The 14,953-nt window shown below is 29.4% G+C and carries 16 protein-coding genes and 1 pseudogene; 7 read left to right on the top strand and 10 right to left on the bottom strand.

Annotated features, from left to right (window positions below):
* Positions 1 to 7: 7 nt before the first annotated feature.
* The 5 genes from kpsD to ACOTU8_RS03860 form a co-directional block, all read right to left on the bottom strand.
* Entirely contained in the window at positions 8 to 1,666 is a 1,659-nt protein-coding gene (gene kpsD / locus ACOTU8_RS03880) for a polysaccharide biosynthesis/export family protein (protein ID WP_422341863.1), read from the bottom strand.
* Between the two features lies 1 nt (position 1,667).
* Positions 1,668 to 2,786 (bottom strand): capsule biosynthesis protein, encoded by a 1,119-nt coding sequence (gene kpsE, locus ACOTU8_RS03875; RefSeq protein WP_422341862.1) that lies wholly within the window; start codon positions 2,784 to 2,786, stop codon positions 1,668 to 1,670.
* Positions 2,786 to 3,448 (bottom strand): ABC transporter ATP-binding protein, encoded by a 663-nt coding sequence (kpsT, locus tag ACOTU8_RS03870; protein ID WP_422341861.1) that lies wholly within the window; start codon positions 3,446 to 3,448, stop codon positions 2,786 to 2,788. Before kpsT ends, kpsE begins: the two co-directional genes overlap by 1 nt.
* A complete protein-coding gene (gene kpsM / locus ACOTU8_RS03865; RefSeq protein ID WP_422341860.1) occupies positions 3,445 to 4,227 on the bottom strand; it encodes an ABC transporter permease in 783 nt (260 codons plus the stop codon). Before kpsM ends, kpsT begins: the two co-directional genes overlap by 4 nt.
* Positions 4,228 to 4,298: 71 nt before the next feature.
* On the bottom strand, positions 4,299 to 4,706 hold the full coding sequence (locus tag ACOTU8_RS03860) for a hypothetical protein (protein WP_422341859.1): 408 nt from the start codon (positions 4,704 to 4,706) through the stop codon (positions 4,299 to 4,301).
* A gap of 74 nt (positions 4,707 to 4,780) precedes the next feature.
* Here ACOTU8_RS03860 and ciaI point away from each other — a divergent pair, with 74 nt between their 5' ends.
* Genes ciaI through ACOTU8_RS03845 form a run of 3 tightly spaced genes read left to right on the top strand, consistent with a single transcriptional unit; the run spans position 4,781 to position 6,786 of the window.
* The gene (gene ciaI / locus ACOTU8_RS03855; protein ID WP_422341858.1) at positions 4,781 to 5,344 is read left to right on the top strand and encodes an intracellular survival protein CiaI; all 564 of its coding nucleotides are present in this window, start codon (positions 4,781 to 4,783) and stop codon (positions 5,342 to 5,344) included.
* Between the two features lie 37 nt (positions 5,345 to 5,381).
* Positions 5,382 to 6,071 carry a dUTPase gene (dut, locus tag ACOTU8_RS03850; protein WP_422341857.1) on the top strand — a complete coding sequence of 230 codons (690 nt, stop codon included), beginning with the start codon at positions 5,382 to 5,384 and terminating at the stop codon, positions 6,069 to 6,071.
* Position 6,072: 1 nt separating this feature from the next.
* Positions 6,073 to 6,786 carry an EI24 domain-containing protein gene (locus ACOTU8_RS03845; protein ID WP_422341856.1) on the top strand — a complete coding sequence of 238 codons (714 nt, stop codon included), beginning with the start codon at positions 6,073 to 6,075 and terminating at the stop codon, positions 6,784 to 6,786.
* Here the strand turns inward: ACOTU8_RS03845 and tilS are convergent.
* Complete coding sequence (gene tilS, locus ACOTU8_RS03840) at positions 6,769 to 7,734, bottom strand: tRNA lysidine(34) synthetase TilS (RefSeq protein WP_422341855.1); 966 nt, start codon at positions 7,732 to 7,734, stop codon at positions 6,769 to 6,771. The two genes, ACOTU8_RS03845 and tilS, sit on opposite strands and share 18 nt — an antisense overlap.
* A complete protein-coding gene (gene rimO / locus ACOTU8_RS03835) occupies positions 7,724 to 9,043 on the bottom strand; it encodes a 30S ribosomal protein S12 methylthiotransferase RimO (RefSeq protein ID WP_422341854.1) in 1,320 nt (439 codons plus the stop codon). The genes tilS and rimO overlap by 11 nt, the downstream gene beginning before the upstream one ends.
* Positions 9,044 to 9,117: 74 nt before the next feature.
* Between rimO and prfB the strand changes: the two genes are divergently transcribed.
* Complete coding sequence (gene prfB / locus ACOTU8_RS03830) at positions 9,118 to 10,224, top strand: peptide chain release factor 2 (RefSeq protein ID WP_422341853.1); 1,107 nt, start codon at positions 9,118 to 9,120, stop codon at positions 10,222 to 10,224.
* A gap of 153 nt (positions 10,225 to 10,377) precedes the next feature.
* On the opposite strand, the pseudogene ACOTU8_RS03825 reads toward prfB, so the two are convergent.
* The 3 genes and pseudogenes from ACOTU8_RS03825 to thiL form a co-directional block, all read right to left on the bottom strand.
* A pseudogene (locus ACOTU8_RS03825) lies at positions 10,378 to 10,689 on the bottom strand (hypothetical protein); the annotation flags it as partial.
* Between the two features lie 111 nt (positions 10,690 to 10,800).
* Positions 10,801 to 11,919: a tRNA pseudouridine(13) synthase TruD gene (gene truD, locus ACOTU8_RS03820; protein ID WP_422341852.1), complete on the bottom strand. Its 1,119-nt coding sequence runs from the start codon at positions 11,917 to 11,919 to the stop codon at positions 10,801 to 10,803.
* Complete coding sequence (gene thiL / locus ACOTU8_RS03815) at positions 11,888 to 12,709, bottom strand: thiamine-phosphate kinase (protein WP_422341851.1); 822 nt, start codon at positions 12,707 to 12,709, stop codon at positions 11,888 to 11,890. The genes truD and thiL overlap by 32 nt, the downstream gene beginning before the upstream one ends.
* Before the next feature lie 86 nt (positions 12,710 to 12,795).
* On the opposite strand from thiL, the gene ACOTU8_RS03810 reads away from it, so the two are divergent.
* Genes ACOTU8_RS03810 through rsmD form a run of 3 tightly spaced genes read left to right on the top strand, consistent with a single transcriptional unit; the run spans position 12,796 to position 14,925 of the window.
* Positions 12,796 to 13,869 (top strand): DUF5644 domain-containing protein, encoded by a 1,074-nt coding sequence (locus tag ACOTU8_RS03810; RefSeq protein ID WP_422341850.1) that lies wholly within the window; start codon positions 12,796 to 12,798, stop codon positions 13,867 to 13,869.
* The gene (locus ACOTU8_RS03805; RefSeq protein ID WP_422341849.1) at positions 13,866 to 14,249 is read left to right on the top strand and encodes a hypothetical protein; all 384 of its coding nucleotides are present in this window, start codon (positions 13,866 to 13,868) and stop codon (positions 14,247 to 14,249) included. The genes ACOTU8_RS03810 and ACOTU8_RS03805 overlap by 4 nt, the downstream gene beginning before the upstream one ends.
* On the top strand, positions 14,242 to 14,925 hold the full coding sequence (gene rsmD / locus ACOTU8_RS03800; RefSeq protein ID WP_422341930.1) for a 16S rRNA (guanine(966)-N(2))-methyltransferase RsmD: 684 nt from the start codon (positions 14,242 to 14,244) through the stop codon (positions 14,923 to 14,925). The genes ACOTU8_RS03805 and rsmD overlap by 8 nt, the downstream gene beginning before the upstream one ends.
* The last annotated feature ends 28 nt before the right edge of the window (positions 14,926 to 14,953 follow it).

Below are 14,953 nucleotides of genomic sequence, written 5' to 3'. Positions count from 1 at the left end.
TTAAACCTTAAAGATTAAGCACAACATTGGTTGCGATAGCAATTTGATAAAGAATTTGAGTTAACATTGAAAAAATTTGCAAATTCTCACTATCCACTTTTGGTAATACCAACACAGAATCGCCTGGTTTCATGTCTATACCACTATGGTATTTTTCAGCTTTTCCATTGCTTCGTATCACCAAAACTTTTGAAGTATCCGCTCTTTCTCCATAACCTCCTGCAAGATTGATATAATATCTTAAATCTTTTCCTTTATCATACACAAAAGCTCCAGGTAAAGAAACCTCGCCTTGAACTATAATGAGATTATTCTTACTTGGTACATTAATAGTATCACCATTTTCTAAAATAACCGAATTATAAGACTTTGGATTATCGATGACAATTTGGCCTTTTGGTTGCACTTGCTTAGCTCTTTGGATAAATTCTAAAATAGTTTTTGCTTGTTGAGCTCTTATAGCTGCGCCTTGAGCTGTAACAGAACTGCTAGTTAAAGCTAGAGTTTCAAGCTCTTTAAGCTGAGCATTGATAAGTTCTTTTTGAGTTCTAGCTACACTTTTTCTAAATACTTGCAAAGCTTGCATATTTGATTGCGGATTAGCCTTGATTAGTTTAGAAATATCTTCTAAAGTCGTTCCTTTACCTACAACTAAAGTTTTTAAACCATTATGCTCACCATTTACACTTATAGTTATATTTTCAGAAACATACTCAGGGTTAAATTCTACCTCATCTCCCGTTCTAAGCAAAACTTTTGAAAATTGCATTTTATTATAAGCACTTACATCAAGCTTATGATCTTCACCATAACTTTTTACGATAGCATTAGTTACGATAGGTTTAGCACCTGATACTCTAGCTAAGTCAGCTAAAGTTTTAATATCATTTGAAAGTTCAAAGCGAAAAGGTCTTTGCACATCACCGTTAACAAAAGCGTAATTTTGAACATTTCCTACCAAGATAACATCTCCGCTTCTAAAAGGAAAAAGATCTATTTGCCCTTTTAGCAAAAAATCATATAGATCGATATTTTTTATCACGCTGTTATTGCGCAAAATTTGAATATCTCTAAAACTTCCATATTCTAAATTTATACCTCCTGCTTTATCAAGATACTGTATCACTGAATCTGAACTAAGTCCTTGATAAAGTCCTGGAGCATTAACACTTCCTGTTACAAAAACACTGACATTTTGATAAGCATTCATATCTGCATAAACAAAAACATTACTTTTATAGATTTTATTAACACGTGCTTTTATAACACTTACAAGGGCACTATTTTTCACACCTAGTAAATTTACAGCTCCTACTTTAGGGATAAAAATATTTCCTTGAGAATCCACCGCTAAAACTTGTGAAAACTCAACAGATCCCCAAATTTTAAGACTGATTTGATCACCGACTGCGATCTTATAATCTGGGTTATAAACTCTTTGATTGTAATTTTTAAAATTTCCATTAAAAAGATGAGCACCAAATACTAAAATTTGATGAATTTTTGTAAGATTATTTTCTTTATTTACTATATCATAATTTGAGCTTAAATTTTGATCTATGCTAGTTGTAGTAGGACCTTGACTCTCTGCTGAAATGATTTGTGAAACATCCACAGCTCCAAAACATAAAATACAACTAAAAAATAAAATTAATATTTTTTTCATTTTAATACTTATGCTCCTCTATTATCATTTTAATAAATTTAACAACCCCAAAAATCAAAGATAATACAATAAATACTGTTAAAATATCATAAATTCTTTCAGGATATTTTGCACTTTCTGGAATATCTGGACTTTGGATGATGACAAGTTGTTTTATTTTTCTTAATGCTTCTATTCTAGCACTTTCATAAGCTTTTAAAGCTGCTTCATAAGCTTTTTGCGCAAAAGTAGCTTCTATAGTTAAATCCTGAAATTTAGCAGCTAAATCGTTAAGCTTTTGAGAAGAATTGTTAGCTGAAATTTTAGATTTTTCCCTTAAAAGTTGCTTTTTAATCGCTTCAATTTCTGCTTTAAGTGCTACTACTTCAGGTGCTGCATCATTCATATAGCTTTGTAAAGTTAAAAGTTTAGCTTCTTTTTGAGCTAGATTAGCCTCAATTTGTGCAACCAAACTTGCTTTAGTTTCAGCTTGCTTTAAAGGGTCAAAAACTCCATATTTATTTTGAAAAGCAATCAAATCATTTTGTGCTTTTTGATAACGTTCTTTGTATTTTTGTACTTCATTTTCAGCAAAAGCCATTTGCTCTCTAGCTGCTTTATGAGAGATTTCGTTGATAAACTTTTCGCTTTCTTGCATAATAGTTTGAGCAATCAAATGAGCTGATTTAGGTGTAAAACCCTCTACTTCAACTTTTAAAAGTTTAGTGGTTTCATCCGTATGAACCTTAACTCTTGCTTGGTAGTATTTAAGATAAGATTCTATCGAGCTTGAATCCCAAATTTTAAAAGGTAAATCTATATGTTGTTCTTGATAAAGATTTTTAAGTTTGATTTTTTCATCCAAAATCTTTAACATATCACTTGATTCTATATAACCTTTTAGATAATTTAAATCTTCGCTTGCTGTAGAAGTACTACTAAGCAAAGACAAGATTCCACTTGTTTGAACACTTTCTCCACTTGTTGATCTAACATCTAAAATCATCGTGCTTACATATCTTGGTGCTGCAATCAATGTATAATAAATCACAACAAAAATCATTATAAACCAAACAATTTTAAAAGAATCAAATATGCTTAAATCTTTGATTTTTTCTAATAAAGTTTTATTTTTTTCCATTAAGCTTTTCCTTGATACACAGCTATTCCTTCATCTACATCATCATACACTGTAATTTGACCATTTTTCATATAAATTATTTTATCACACCATTCTTTAATTTCAGCTACATCATGAGATACCATAATCACTTTTGATTTGCTTAATCTTTCTCTATATAATTTCACACTTTTTTCCCTAAAAGCAGGATCTCCAACAGCTCCAGCCTCATCGATCAAATAATAATCAAAATTAAAAGCCATACTAAGTCCAAAAGCTATCCTAGCACTCATTCCCGAAGAATAAGTCTTCATAGGCTCATCAAAAAATTTCCCAAGTTCTGCAAAATCTTCCACAAATTTTACTTTTTCTTGGAGTTCTTTTCCTTTATAACCATACACTCTAGCTACAAATTTAGCATTATCTCTAGCTGTTAAAGAACCTTGAAAAGCTCCGTTTAAACCCAAAGGCCAGGATAATTTTTTATTAGTAATTATTTTACCACTATCAGGAAGCTCTGCCCCGCTTAAAAGTCTCATGAGAGTAGATTTACCTGCTCCATTATACCCCATTAATCCTATGCTACAATTTTCAGGAAATTCAAAAGTAAAATTTTTAAAAACATAATGCCTTCCACCGCTAAATAAAGGATAAGATTTAGTTAGATTAATTAGCTTTATCATTCTTTTTTTGCCGCCGTTAAAGCTTGTCTGTTATGATAATAGACAAAAAGTCCTATAAATAAAACAAGTAAAATCCAGAATATAGCATAAAAATAACTATATTCATCTTGCAAAGGATAATTCTCAAAAAAATTAAATCTTAAAAGTTCAAAAACATGAAGCAAGGGATTATAATATAGTATATCAAGTAAAGGGCGAGGGGTTAACCAAGTAGGGAGTATAATACCTGAAGTCCAATAAACCAATATACTAAAATAAATAAGCAAAGCTCTTAAAGATTCTACAAAATGCCAAATAATAGCAAAACAAATCCCCAAAGCAAAAGCTAAGCACATAAGCAAAAAAATGCAAAATAAAACCCCGAGCAAATGAACAGGGAATACATTAAACCTAAAAAACCACCCTGCAAAAAAAAGTACAGTGATAAAAATCACAAAATAAATGCAAAACTCAAGCAAAGTTCTAGCAATAAATACATGTATAGGCTTTACAGGTTTATAAGCAAAAAGAGCCAAATTTGCTTGGGTACCATTCATAATTTGGGTTACTATACTTCTAAACATAAAAAAAGGTATAATGCCTGAAATTACAAACATAAAAATAGAAATTCCCTCAGGCATAACTTGATGATTATATTCTCTTATAATAGTGACAATTACTGTGATGGCAAGTGTTATTGACATTGGCTCTCCAACTACCCAAAGATAACCTAAATGTCTATTAGCACCAAATCTAGTTTTTAACTCTCTAAAAAATAAAGCATAAATTACATTTAACATTTATTTTTATACCTAACAATTTTACATAAACTATAATCATAACTCGTTTTTTTAAACAAAAACATAAAAATTTATTTTTTACAAAATTCAAGCTTTTTACTAAGTCCTAAAGCATTGTTAGTAAATTTAAGCCAAAAAAGCTCTAAAGCATAAATTTTTGCACTTTTATCAAGTTTAGCAAAGGGAAACTTAGAAAAATAAATTTTTATTTGTTCTTTGCTTGCCACTTTAAATTCAGCTTTAGCCTGTATACCTTTTAATAAAGCTACTTTACTTTCCTTAGCTATATTAAGTGCAATGCTTGAATTTTCACTGGCTAATCTTATATGCTTAGTATCTTCATGCGAAGCGATAATAAAAGCTAAATTCTTCTCATCAAAAGCATAAAAAGCACTAGCTGTATAAACACCTGTTTCATCAATCATAGCCCAAGATAAAAGCTGCTCATTTTTTATAAAATCTAAAATTCTTTTATCCATATTGTAAAATTATACTAAAATATTTTTAAAAATAACCGATTTTTAGTTTTAAACGTAGCTATAAAGGGGAAGAAATGCAAATTGATGCTAGTAAAAATCAAAGTTTTTCGATGGATTATACAACAAAAAGTGGTAAGCATTTAGCCTTATCTATGTATGACAATCAAAGTGTAAGTTATGCAAATAATGAAGAAGGTAAAACTCTTAATCTTAAGCGTCAGTATGGTTTTAGCTTTGCTTTTGAAGGCTCTAAACTCACACAAAATGATCTTGATGAGATTAAAAATGCCATGAAAGAAGTTGAACCCATGATCAAAGACTTTTTAGCAAATTCCAAGGTTGGAGACTTAAAACCGAAAGAAATCATAGAATCAGCCATGCAAATAGCAAATGTTCTACCAACTCCAAATGATGAAAACCATCAAAATGCTATTATGAATAATTTTACTAATAAACTCAGTGATTTACTAAAACAAAATCAAACAAATAATAAAGATATCAACACTTCTATGCTTGAAGATAGTAAAAAACTACTCGATGAAGTTTTAGAACAAATGAAAAAACAACTTGAAAAACAGCAAGAAAAAACTAAGGAAAATCAAGATAAAGCAGATGATAGTTTAAATCTTTACGCTTAAATCATATAATATTAAAAAATTATCAAGGAGTTTTTAAATGACAAATATTGAAATTTTAGAAAATATGCTCAAACTCCAACAAAAACTCAATGACGAAACAAACGGCTTAGATTGGGAAAATGGCTATACCAAAGAAGGGAAACTGATCAGTTGGAGACGCTGTATTTATATGGAATGTGCAGAACTTATAGACTCTTTTTCATGGAAACATTGGAAAAATATTTCAAGTCTAACAAATTGGGAAAATGTGCGTATAGAGATTGTCGATATTTGGCATTTTATCTTAAGTCTTTTGCTTGAAGAGTATCACGATAAAAACGGTAAAGATTTCAAAGTTATAGCTACAGAAGTTAATGCTGTGAGTGTATTTAAAGATTTTTGCAAAGAAGAAGAACATCCTAATGAAAGTGATATTTATGGTATTTTAAATGATATAGAGCTTATTATCCATAAATGCAGTGGCTTTGGATTTAATCTTGAAGAACTGCTTTCAACCTATTTTACCCTAGCTATTAAATGCGGACTTAATCTTGAAATTCTTTATAAAACCTATATAGGAAAAAATGTTTTAAATATCTTTAGACAAAACCATGGCTACAAAGATGGTAGCTATAAAAAAACTTGGAATGGCAAAGAAGACAATGAAGTTTTAGCTCAAATTTTAGAACAAGAGCTTGATTTTGATACTATTTATAAAAAACTAGAAGAATGCTATAAAAAGGCATAATTTGGATATTTTAAAACTTGCAATCAAAGATTTTTTAAGTTTTAAATTTTTAAAATTTGCTTTAATTCCTTTAATTTTTAGCCTTGTACTTATGCTTTTTTTAGGAGTACTTGGTTTTTCAGCTTTACTGGATTATTTTAATTCTTTATTTAGCGTTAGCAAAGATTCCTTTTGGGCGTGGTTTTATGCTCTTCATTTTGTACAAATTTTAATCACCATCATAAGTTTTTTATTTTCAAGCTTTATTGTTGTTTTTGCTTCGGTTTTTTTAGCCCTTTTTATCACTTCTTTTCTTACCCCTTTTATCGCTAAAGAAATCAACCAAAAATATTACCATTATGATAATACAAACGGAGTTTCAACCCTAAAAACTATCTTTGAAATTTTTAAAATTTTTATAAAATTTATAGGGATTTTTTTACTTTGCACTTTGGCTTTATTTTTGCCTTTTATCAATATTTTTGTATATTATCTTGCTTTTTATTATCTCTTTCATAAACTTTTAATGATTGATGTTACAAGCACAATTTTAGACAAAGAAAGTTTTAAAAGCTTTAATTCTAACCTTTCTCCTTTAGAGTTTAAATTTAGCACTCTTTGTTTTTATCTACTCTCATCAGTACCACTTTTAGGACTTTTTTTACAAGTGTTTTTTGTGATTTTTCTTACACATTTAGGCTATCAAAGAATTTTAAAATTAGAAATTAAGACTTGAAATATCGATTTTATGATTGTATAAATAAGCTCTTAAAAGTCTTGGAATTTTAGCTATTCTACACTCTTCTTTAAAATTCTTAGGTAATTTTTGACAAGTTTCATACTCAAAAACAATAACTTGTTCATTTTTATACACAAGTGCTATTTTACCACCTAAAACACAATCACCCTTTAAAAGCTCTTTTCTTTGTGCCGTGCTTAAAAGCAAACCTTTCATTTTAATCGCTCTAGCAATCAAGCTTTCATTTTTAGGGCAAATAAGAAGTCCTTGAACTTCTTTAATATTTTCAAAATCATAAAGTTTTTTTCTATCTTCACCAAGATAAGAAAAGCTTTTTTTTAAACCCTGATGAAATTCACTTACAAAAACATTGGAGAATTTTTTTCTTATATAATTTCTAAAATATCTTTCATTTTCATTGCTCTCATCATGAAAATGAAAGATATTTTTTTCTTTTAAAAAAGATGAAATTTCATCTTTACTTATAAAGAGTAAAGGGCGTAAAAGTGTATAATTTGAGCGTTTTTCATACTCTTGCATACCTAAAATTTCAGCCAAACCTGCCCCGCGAGAAAGCTGCATCAAAAACCATTCAAACTGATCGTTTAAATGATGCGCTAAAATAAGATGATCATAATCTTGCTCAAGACAAATTTTTTCAAAAAATTCATAGCGAAAATCTCTGGCTTTTTTTTCAAAATTACTTTGAAATTTAGGAGCGTGTTTTATGAAAATTTTTTTATGAAATTTCAAAGCAAGTTCTTTGGCTTTTAACTCTTCTAAATCACTATTTTTTCTTGTTTTGTAATTTATCATCACAAGATCAAAGTCGATCTTTTCTTGCATTAAAAGATAAAAAAGTGCACTAGAATCACTTCCATAAGAAAAAGCGAGTAAATTTTTACCCCTTTTTAAAAGGGCTAAAATTTCATCTTTAATTTGCATCTACTTTTCTTAAAGCCTTAGCAAGAAGCTTTTTATCGAGGTTTTGTAAAATTTCACATTCATAAATTTGCCCCATTTCTAAATTTCCACATTCACTTTCATTGATAAGAATTTCCCCATCAATCTCTCTATCCCATCTTAAATCTTTAGCTGCGATGAAAAACTCTCCCTCGCTACTTTCTCCCGTACAAACTACCAAACGCTTTTTCCCTACTTCTTTTTCAAAACTTTTTTCTATCACTTCATTAACAATTTTTTCTATGATTTTAATCCTTTTGTTAATCACCTTAAAAGGCACTTGCTCCATATTAAAAGCAGCAGTATCCTCTTCTTTAGAATAAGCAAAAACACTCACTCTATCAAAACCAAAGTCCTTAACAAACTCACAAAGCTCTTCAAAATCTGCCTCACTTTCGCCTGGGTGTCCTACGATAAAGCCTGTGCGTAAAAAGCTATTTGGTGCACTTTTCATTAAATTTAGCATTTCTTTAAGTCTTGTGCTATTTGCTCCACGCTTCATGATTTTAAGCATATTATCGCTTATATGTTGCAAAGGCATATCAAAATAATTTACAAAAATTTCAGAAGCTATAATGCGTTTAATCAAAGCTTCACTAGCACTTGTGGGATAAAGATATAAAATTCTAGCTACTCTTATGCCTTTGATTTTTTCCACCTCATCGATTAAGCGTATAAGTCCATCTTTTTCGCTCTTATCAAACAAATAAGAGCTCGTATCTTGCGCAATAAAAGAAAAATCTTTATAGCCTTTAGCTACCAAATCTTTAAGTTCAACTATAATACTACTCAGCTCACGGGATTTTAACTTACCCTTAAAACTTGGGATCGCACAAAAGGAGCATTTTTGATTACAACCCTCGGCAATTTTTATAAAAGCATGCGAATTAGATCCTGTGATAATACGTTTAGAATTTTCACTTTGTAAATAAGTCGAATTTGAAAATAAATTTGTTTTTTTAAGTATCATTTCATCGATTCTCTCGTAATCACCTACACCCGTGAAAAGATCAACTTCTGGAAGTTCTTTCATAAGCTCTTCGCGGTAACGCTGCATCAAACAGCCTGTAACTACTAAAAGAGAATCTTTTTTTCTTTGCTCATGCAAATCTAAAATCGCATTAATACTTTCTTTTTTTGCACTATCAATAAAACCACAAGTATTTACAATTAAAACATCAGCTTTACTTGGTTCATCACAAATTTCATACTCGCTTAAACGACCTAGCATAATTTCACTATCAACTAAATTTTTATTACAACCCAAAGATATAAGATAAAGTTTTGACATTTTTTTCCTATATTAAAGTTTTCTTTTGATATAATTTTTGATTTTAAAAATATAATTATAGCAAAGAAATTTTCATGGATAATTACGAATTTAGCGAACTTTTAAAAACTTTAAAAAACAAAGTCGGCAACATAGCCTCCATCATCAAGCCTGAAAATATCCAAACAAGGCTCAAAGAAATCGAAGAACTTGAAAATTCTCCTTCTTTTTGGAGCGATGTTAAACAAGCAGGAATCATAGGCAAAGAAAAAACTAAAATCACTAATCTACTTAAAAACTATGAAAATGCTTTTAATGCCCTAAATGACGCAAGCGAACTTTTCGATCTGGCCAATAGCGAAAACGATACAGAAACACTTGAAGCTTTATTTAATGACGCCCCAAAACTAGAAGATACCATCACAAGTCTTGAAATTTCCATGCTTTTAAGTGGGGAAAATGATGGTAAAAATGCCATTGTTTCCATTCACCCAGGTGCGGGCGGAACAGAAAGCAATGACTGGGCAAGCATGCTTTATAGAATGTATTTAAGATTTTGTGAAAGAGAAGGTTTTAAGGTTGAAACTCTAGACTTTCAAGAAGGCGAAGAGGCAGGACTTAAGGATGTGAGCTTTTTAGTTAAAGGCGAAAATGCTTATGGTTATTTAAAGGCTGAAAATGGTATCCATCGTTTGGTAAGAACTTCTCCTTTTGATAGTGCAGGACGTAGACATACAAGCTTTTCAAGCGTTATGGTAAGCCCGGAACTTGATGATGATATAGAAATTGAAATTGAAGAAAAAGATATAAGAATAGATTATTACAGAGCAAGCGGTGCAGGCGGACAACATGTCAATAAAACAGAATCAGCCGTAAGAATTACGCATTTTCCAACTGGTATAGTCGTACAATGCCAAAATGACAGAAGCCAACATAAAAACAAAGCCACCGCTTTTAAAATGCTAAAATCTCGCCTTTATGAACTTGAACTTATGAAACAACAAGATAGTGCTAATGCTGGAGAAAAAAGCGAGATAGGTTGGGGGCATCAAATCCGCTCTTATGTGCTTTTCCCTTATCAACAAGTTAAAGACAATCGATCCAATGAAGCTTTTTCTCAAGTGGATAATATTTTAGATGGAGATATTAAAAAAATGATAGAAGGTGTTTTGATTGCTTTAAAAGCAGAGCAACAAACTTAAAAATAAGTAATTTTCATAAAATGTCGGTATAAAAAGAATTAGAAAGATAGCGGGATTTTCCCGCTTGTTTTATTATCTTGCATAAAACCTAAAAGCATCATTCACAGAACAATAAACTCTTTTCTTAAAGTCTTTATCGCAATAAACACTCACAACTTTATAGTCTTTTTTATCGTTTGGATTTAATAAGAAAACATAGTTTGAGTATGGAGTTTTATCTATTTCTAAATCACGCTTCATTTCTTTGATTTTACCTTCTGGATCTTTAATATCACTAATTGCTCTGACTGAAGTATAATCATAAAGCTTATAATTTGGATATTTTTTCATAATCTCTTGATTACCTAAATCAAACATAGCTTGATCGTTGCCATTGTTTTTTAACTCGACTAAATCACCATCACCACAACCTATAATCAAAGTCATAGCTCCTAAAGCCAAAGCACTTGTTAAAATCTTTTTCATTTTTACTTCTATTTTAAAAATTAAATTGATATAATCATATCTAAATTTAAATATCATTTTTGCAATAAATTCTAAAGCAAAAATCACATTAAAATTTAACTCATAATCATTTCATTCAAACAAATCTTTATGCAAAATTTCTTCTAAAACTACAGTAGCATAAGAGCCTTTTTGTAAGAAAAACTCTATGCAAAAATGAGCTTTTTCTTCATCATAACGCCATTTTAACTCTTCTAAATATCCCCACATAAAGCGTCTTGAACCTTGCATTTTGGATTTAAACTCCAAAGTATCTTTAAAAATTTCATTTTCTAAATTTAAAGCCAAACCTTCTCCTGTTTCATAAGCCTTAGCACCGATTAAAAGCCCCATGGCGCTTATATCTCTTGCCTTAAAACGCTCAAGATCAGTACTTAAATCCTCGCATAAAAAACACTTTCCAAAAGGATAATGCCCTAAAACTTCGCCTTTTAAAAGCTTAAAAAATTGTTCTTGTTTTTTAAGTTCTTTAGCTTCTTCTTTAGAAATTTTATAAATTTGGATCAATTCTTTTTCGCTAAAATCATTTGCAAAATGTGATAACTCCACTCTTTTACTCAAATAGCGATTAAAAAGCTCACTTTGAAAAGCTGAGATTAAAAACTCTTTCATTTTTACATTTTTCATTTTTTTGCCACGCAAAATTTCAAGCCCTTCTTTATAATTATCCCCAAATTTTCCAAAACGCTGATAGCCAAAATAATTTGCAAAACCTTGTTTATCCAAATTCATCAAAACTTGTTCTAGTTTTAAAGCATCGCTTGGTAAAACTTTTTTTAAGCGTATGAAAAAAGAATTTCCTTTTAAATGCCCTATTCTTAGCTTGTTTTCATGGATAAAAGTTTCTAAAATTTTAAGTTTAGGATGAGAAAAATTTGACAAAAAACTCTCAAATTTTTTAGGCATAGAAAAGTATTGAAAGGTTGATCCTTGCTTGTCTTTAAGCCCTGCATAACCAAAATCTCTTATTTTAACCCCACTTGCTTCACTTAAAATTTTTAAAGCCTCATTTGTGGTTAAATCTTTTTTATTGATATGTAAAATAAGATGCTCGCCCTTACCACTAAATTGATACAAAGGCCTTTCACGCACTACAAAATCATCGCTATTTTTACTAAAATACGCATTAATAGGACTGTGTTTTAAACTATACAAAGGCTTAAAAATGGTGTTCTCTTCCTCTAAATTCATATTTTCCTTTCACTGCTTTTCCAAAGATATTTAATTTCACGCCGTGTTTTTTGGCTATTGTTTCTATATTTTGTCGTTCTTTTTCATCAAAGGCAAACAAAATTTCATATTCTTCTCCGCTATAAAGCGTATAATCATCAAGCTTTTTAAACCAAGAAACTCCACATTTATTTAAGGTTAAAAGCCTTGATAAATCCTTGCTTAAACCATCTGAAATATCCATAGCACAAGAAATTAAGGGTGCGATTTCATAAAAAAAACTAGCTCTTAATTTTGGCTTTATAAATACATGGTTTGGTTTTAAAGTACCCCCATTTTGTAAAATTTCAAGCCCTTTTAAACTTCGTCCTAATTTTCCTGTATAAGCGAGTAAGTGTCCTTTTTTTAAACCTTTTCTAAAAACGGCTTTATCATTGATCTTTGAAATGATAGTAAGACTAATGTCTATTTTATCATTGCTTATAGTATCACCACCTATGATTTTTATATTAAATTTCCTAGCTGTTTTTAAAAAACCTTTTTGCAAAGCTTTGATCTCATTTTCGCTTAAATTTTTTGGTAAAGCAAGTCCTAGAAGTGCGTATTTTGGTACAGCATTCATTGAAATAGCATCTGAGATATTAACAAGCATTGCTTTTGTAGCAATTTGCTCTAAGCTAAACCACTCTCTTTTAAAATGCACATTTTCAAAAAACAAATCCTTACTGAAACACCAATCATCTATAATAGCTCCATCATCGCCATTTTTTTCATTTAAAAAAGCTTTGATAATAAAATCTTCTTTGTTCATAATGCGGATTTTATAAAATTTCCTTTTAAATTCTAGTGAATTTTAGAAAAATTTTATATAATCATAGAAATATTTAAGGAAAAACCATGAAAAAATTAGAATTAAAAATTTTTAGATTTGATAAAACCAAAGATTATGAGGCTTATTATAAACCTTATGTTTATGATAATTATGAAAATTTTGCAAGTTTTTATGATCTACTTTTGCAAGTTCAAAATGATGATATTTATTTTGATTTTGATAAAGATGAAAATACTTACATAGTTGTAAATAAGCAAATCATACCGCTTTTTACACCTTTAGAAAAAATAGTAAAAGAATTTGATTTTAATCTTTGTATCGAGCCTTTAAGCACAAAAAGAGCTATTAAAGATCTTATCATCGATAAAAATGATTTTTTAGACAAATACAAATATCTTGAAAAATTTGGCGATGAAGAGGATAAAAAGCTTTACGCAAAATACGATTATTTATATTATGCAAGTGAAATTTTAGACTATCTTCCTGAATATATGGGTGATGGAGTGTTTTATTTGGCTTCAAAAATGATAGAAAAATATCCTGAAAAAAAGATAGAAATTTTAAAAACTCTAGCAGATAAAGAAAAGGGTATTTTTTATCATCTTGAAAGCAAAAATGAAATTTTAGAAACAACGATCAAAAATCTACAAAATGAAATTTTAAATTTAGGGCTTTTTGATAAAAATATTTTACATTTTAACTTACCTAAAACTAATGCTTTTGATAATGAGATCAAAGAACTTAAAGAAATTAAACATAACTTTAAAGATTTCAATATAGCTTTTTATGGCTTTAATGCTTGCAATACTTTAAAATCCAAACTTGAAGCTAAATTTATTTCATATGAAAACAGTACAAAAAATAATGGTTTTACTTTACTGAATTTAAATCCTACACTAAGCTATAAAATGACTGCAGATATTGTTTTAGACGCTTATGATAGCGGGGCTGATTTTATGGTAGTAAAAGAAGAAAAGGATTTTTATCTTTTTGATACTTGTGCTAAAAAACTTATGCAAATAAGTGGTAGAGAATTTGAAGACTTTTATATTTTAAGCCGTTTTGAGTTTTTAGCCCTTATTCAAGGCATACAAGCTCCATCATTAAAAAATCATACTTTAAAGGTTAGTTTGATATGAAAATCTCTTTAGAATGTAAAGATCTCATCATAGAAAAAACTTTAGAACTTTTTTTAAAAGATCATTTGGTGATAAAAAAAGACTGTGATTTTATCATTAGCGATGAAAAAATTCACACCGCAAAACCCTTATTTATCATCTCTAAGAACTCTCCATTTTTAAGCGTGCCATTTAGCAAAGAAGCCTTGTTTGAGTCTTTAAATGAATTTGACAATGCTTTAAAAGCAGCAGCTTTACAACTTGCACTTGAACAAAAAAGACTGCTTGAAGAAAAAATCGACACTATTGCCTTAGAATTTAAAAAAGATTATGAAAATAAAATCGATCTTGCCATAAAAGATCTTAAAAACAAACTCGTAAAAGCACTTAATGATGAATGATGAATTTATAAGCGTTAAAGACTTTTTTAATCACAATGAAAAAAGAAAAAAATTTCTTCAAAAACAAGAAATTAGTTTCCCTAAAGAAAAAATAAAAAAAATCAAAGAAACAAAGCTTTATACAAATATAGAAAGTGGTAAATACAAAGGAAAAAAACTACTTTTACCTAGTCTTACAACAACAAGAAGCACTAAAAGCATAGTAAAAAGTTGTGTTTTTAATGTAATAAGAGAAGATTTAAGAGATAAAATTTTCATTGAAGCCTTTGGTGGAAGTGCTTTGATGGCGGCTGAAGCACTAAGTAATTATGCTTTAAAATCTTATGCTATAGAACTTGATACAAAAGCTTATAAAATTGCTTTAGAAAATGCTAAAAATATAGATCAAAATTTAGAAGTGATCCATGCAAATACTTTTGAAATTTTACCCAAACTCATAGAAAATTCAAAAAATGAAATCATCTTATATCTTGACCCACCTTTTGATATCAGGGAAGGTTTTAGCGATATTTATGAAAAAATTTATCATTTTTTAGAAAATTTAGATTTAAAAACTTTAAATTTAATCATTTTTGAACACCACTCAACCATAAAAACCCCTGAAAAAATCCAAAATTTTCAAAAAGTCAAAGAAAAGAAATTTGGATCAACAAGTTTAAGTTTTTACTCTTCTTAACTCACTTGGAACACTTCTTGCTTGATCT

It is taken from the genome of Campylobacter jejuni (assembly GCF_049221745.1).
GTDB classification, from domain to species: domain Bacteria; phylum Campylobacterota; class Campylobacteria; order Campylobacterales; family Campylobacteraceae; genus Campylobacter_D; species Campylobacter_D jejuni_E.
This window is presented reverse-complemented; position numbering and strand designations above follow the sequence as displayed.

Coding starts and splice junctions, on each gene's coding strand:
- kpsM (WP_422341860.1), bottom strand. CDS start 4,227: ATGTTAAATGTAATTTATGCTTTATTTTTTAGAGAGTTAAAAACTAGA.
- ciaI (WP_422341858.1), top strand. CDS start 4,781: ATGCAAATTGATGCTAGTAAAAATCAAAGTTTTTCGATGGATTATACA.
- tilS (WP_422341855.1), bottom strand. CDS start 7,734: ATGCAAATTAAAGATGAAATTTTAGCCCTTTTAAAAAGGGGTAAAAAT.
- kpsE (WP_422341862.1), bottom strand. CDS start 2,786: ATGGAAAAAAATAAAACTTTATTAGAAAAAATCAAAGATTTAAGCATA.
- thiL (WP_422341851.1), bottom strand. CDS start 12,709: ATGAACAAAGAAGATTTTATTATCAAAGCTTTTTTAAATGAAAAAAAT.
- ACOTU8_RS03860 (WP_422341859.1), bottom strand. CDS start 4,706: ATGGATAAAAGAATTTTAGATTTTATAAAAAATGAGCAGCTTTTATCT.
- ACOTU8_RS03805 (WP_422341849.1), top strand. CDS start 13,866: ATGAAAATCTCTTTAGAATGTAAAGATCTCATCATAGAAAAAACTTTA.
- rimO (WP_422341854.1), bottom strand. CDS start 9,043: ATGTCAAAACTTTATCTTATATCTTTGGGTTGTAATAAAAATTTAGTT.
- ACOTU8_RS03810 (WP_422341850.1), top strand. CDS start 12,796: ATGAAAAAATTAGAATTAAAAATTTTTAGATTTGATAAAACCAAAGAT.
- rsmD (WP_422341930.1), top strand. CDS start 14,242: ATGAATGATGAATTTATAAGCGTTAAAGACTTTTTTAATCACAATGAA.
- dut (WP_422341857.1), top strand. CDS start 5,382: ATGACAAATATTGAAATTTTAGAAAATATGCTCAAACTCCAACAAAAA.
- truD (WP_422341852.1), bottom strand. CDS start 11,919: ATGAATTTAGAGGAAGAGAACACCATTTTTAAGCCTTTGTATAGTTTA.
- kpsD (WP_422341863.1), bottom strand. CDS start 1,666: ATGAAAAAAATATTAATTTTATTTTTTAGTTGTATTTTATGTTTTGGA.
- kpsT (WP_422341861.1), bottom strand. CDS start 3,448: ATGATAAAGCTAATTAATCTAACTAAATCTTATCCTTTATTTAGCGGT.
- prfB (WP_422341853.1), top strand. CDS start 9,118: ATGGATAATTACGAATTTAGCGAACTTTTAAAAACTTTAAAAAACAAA.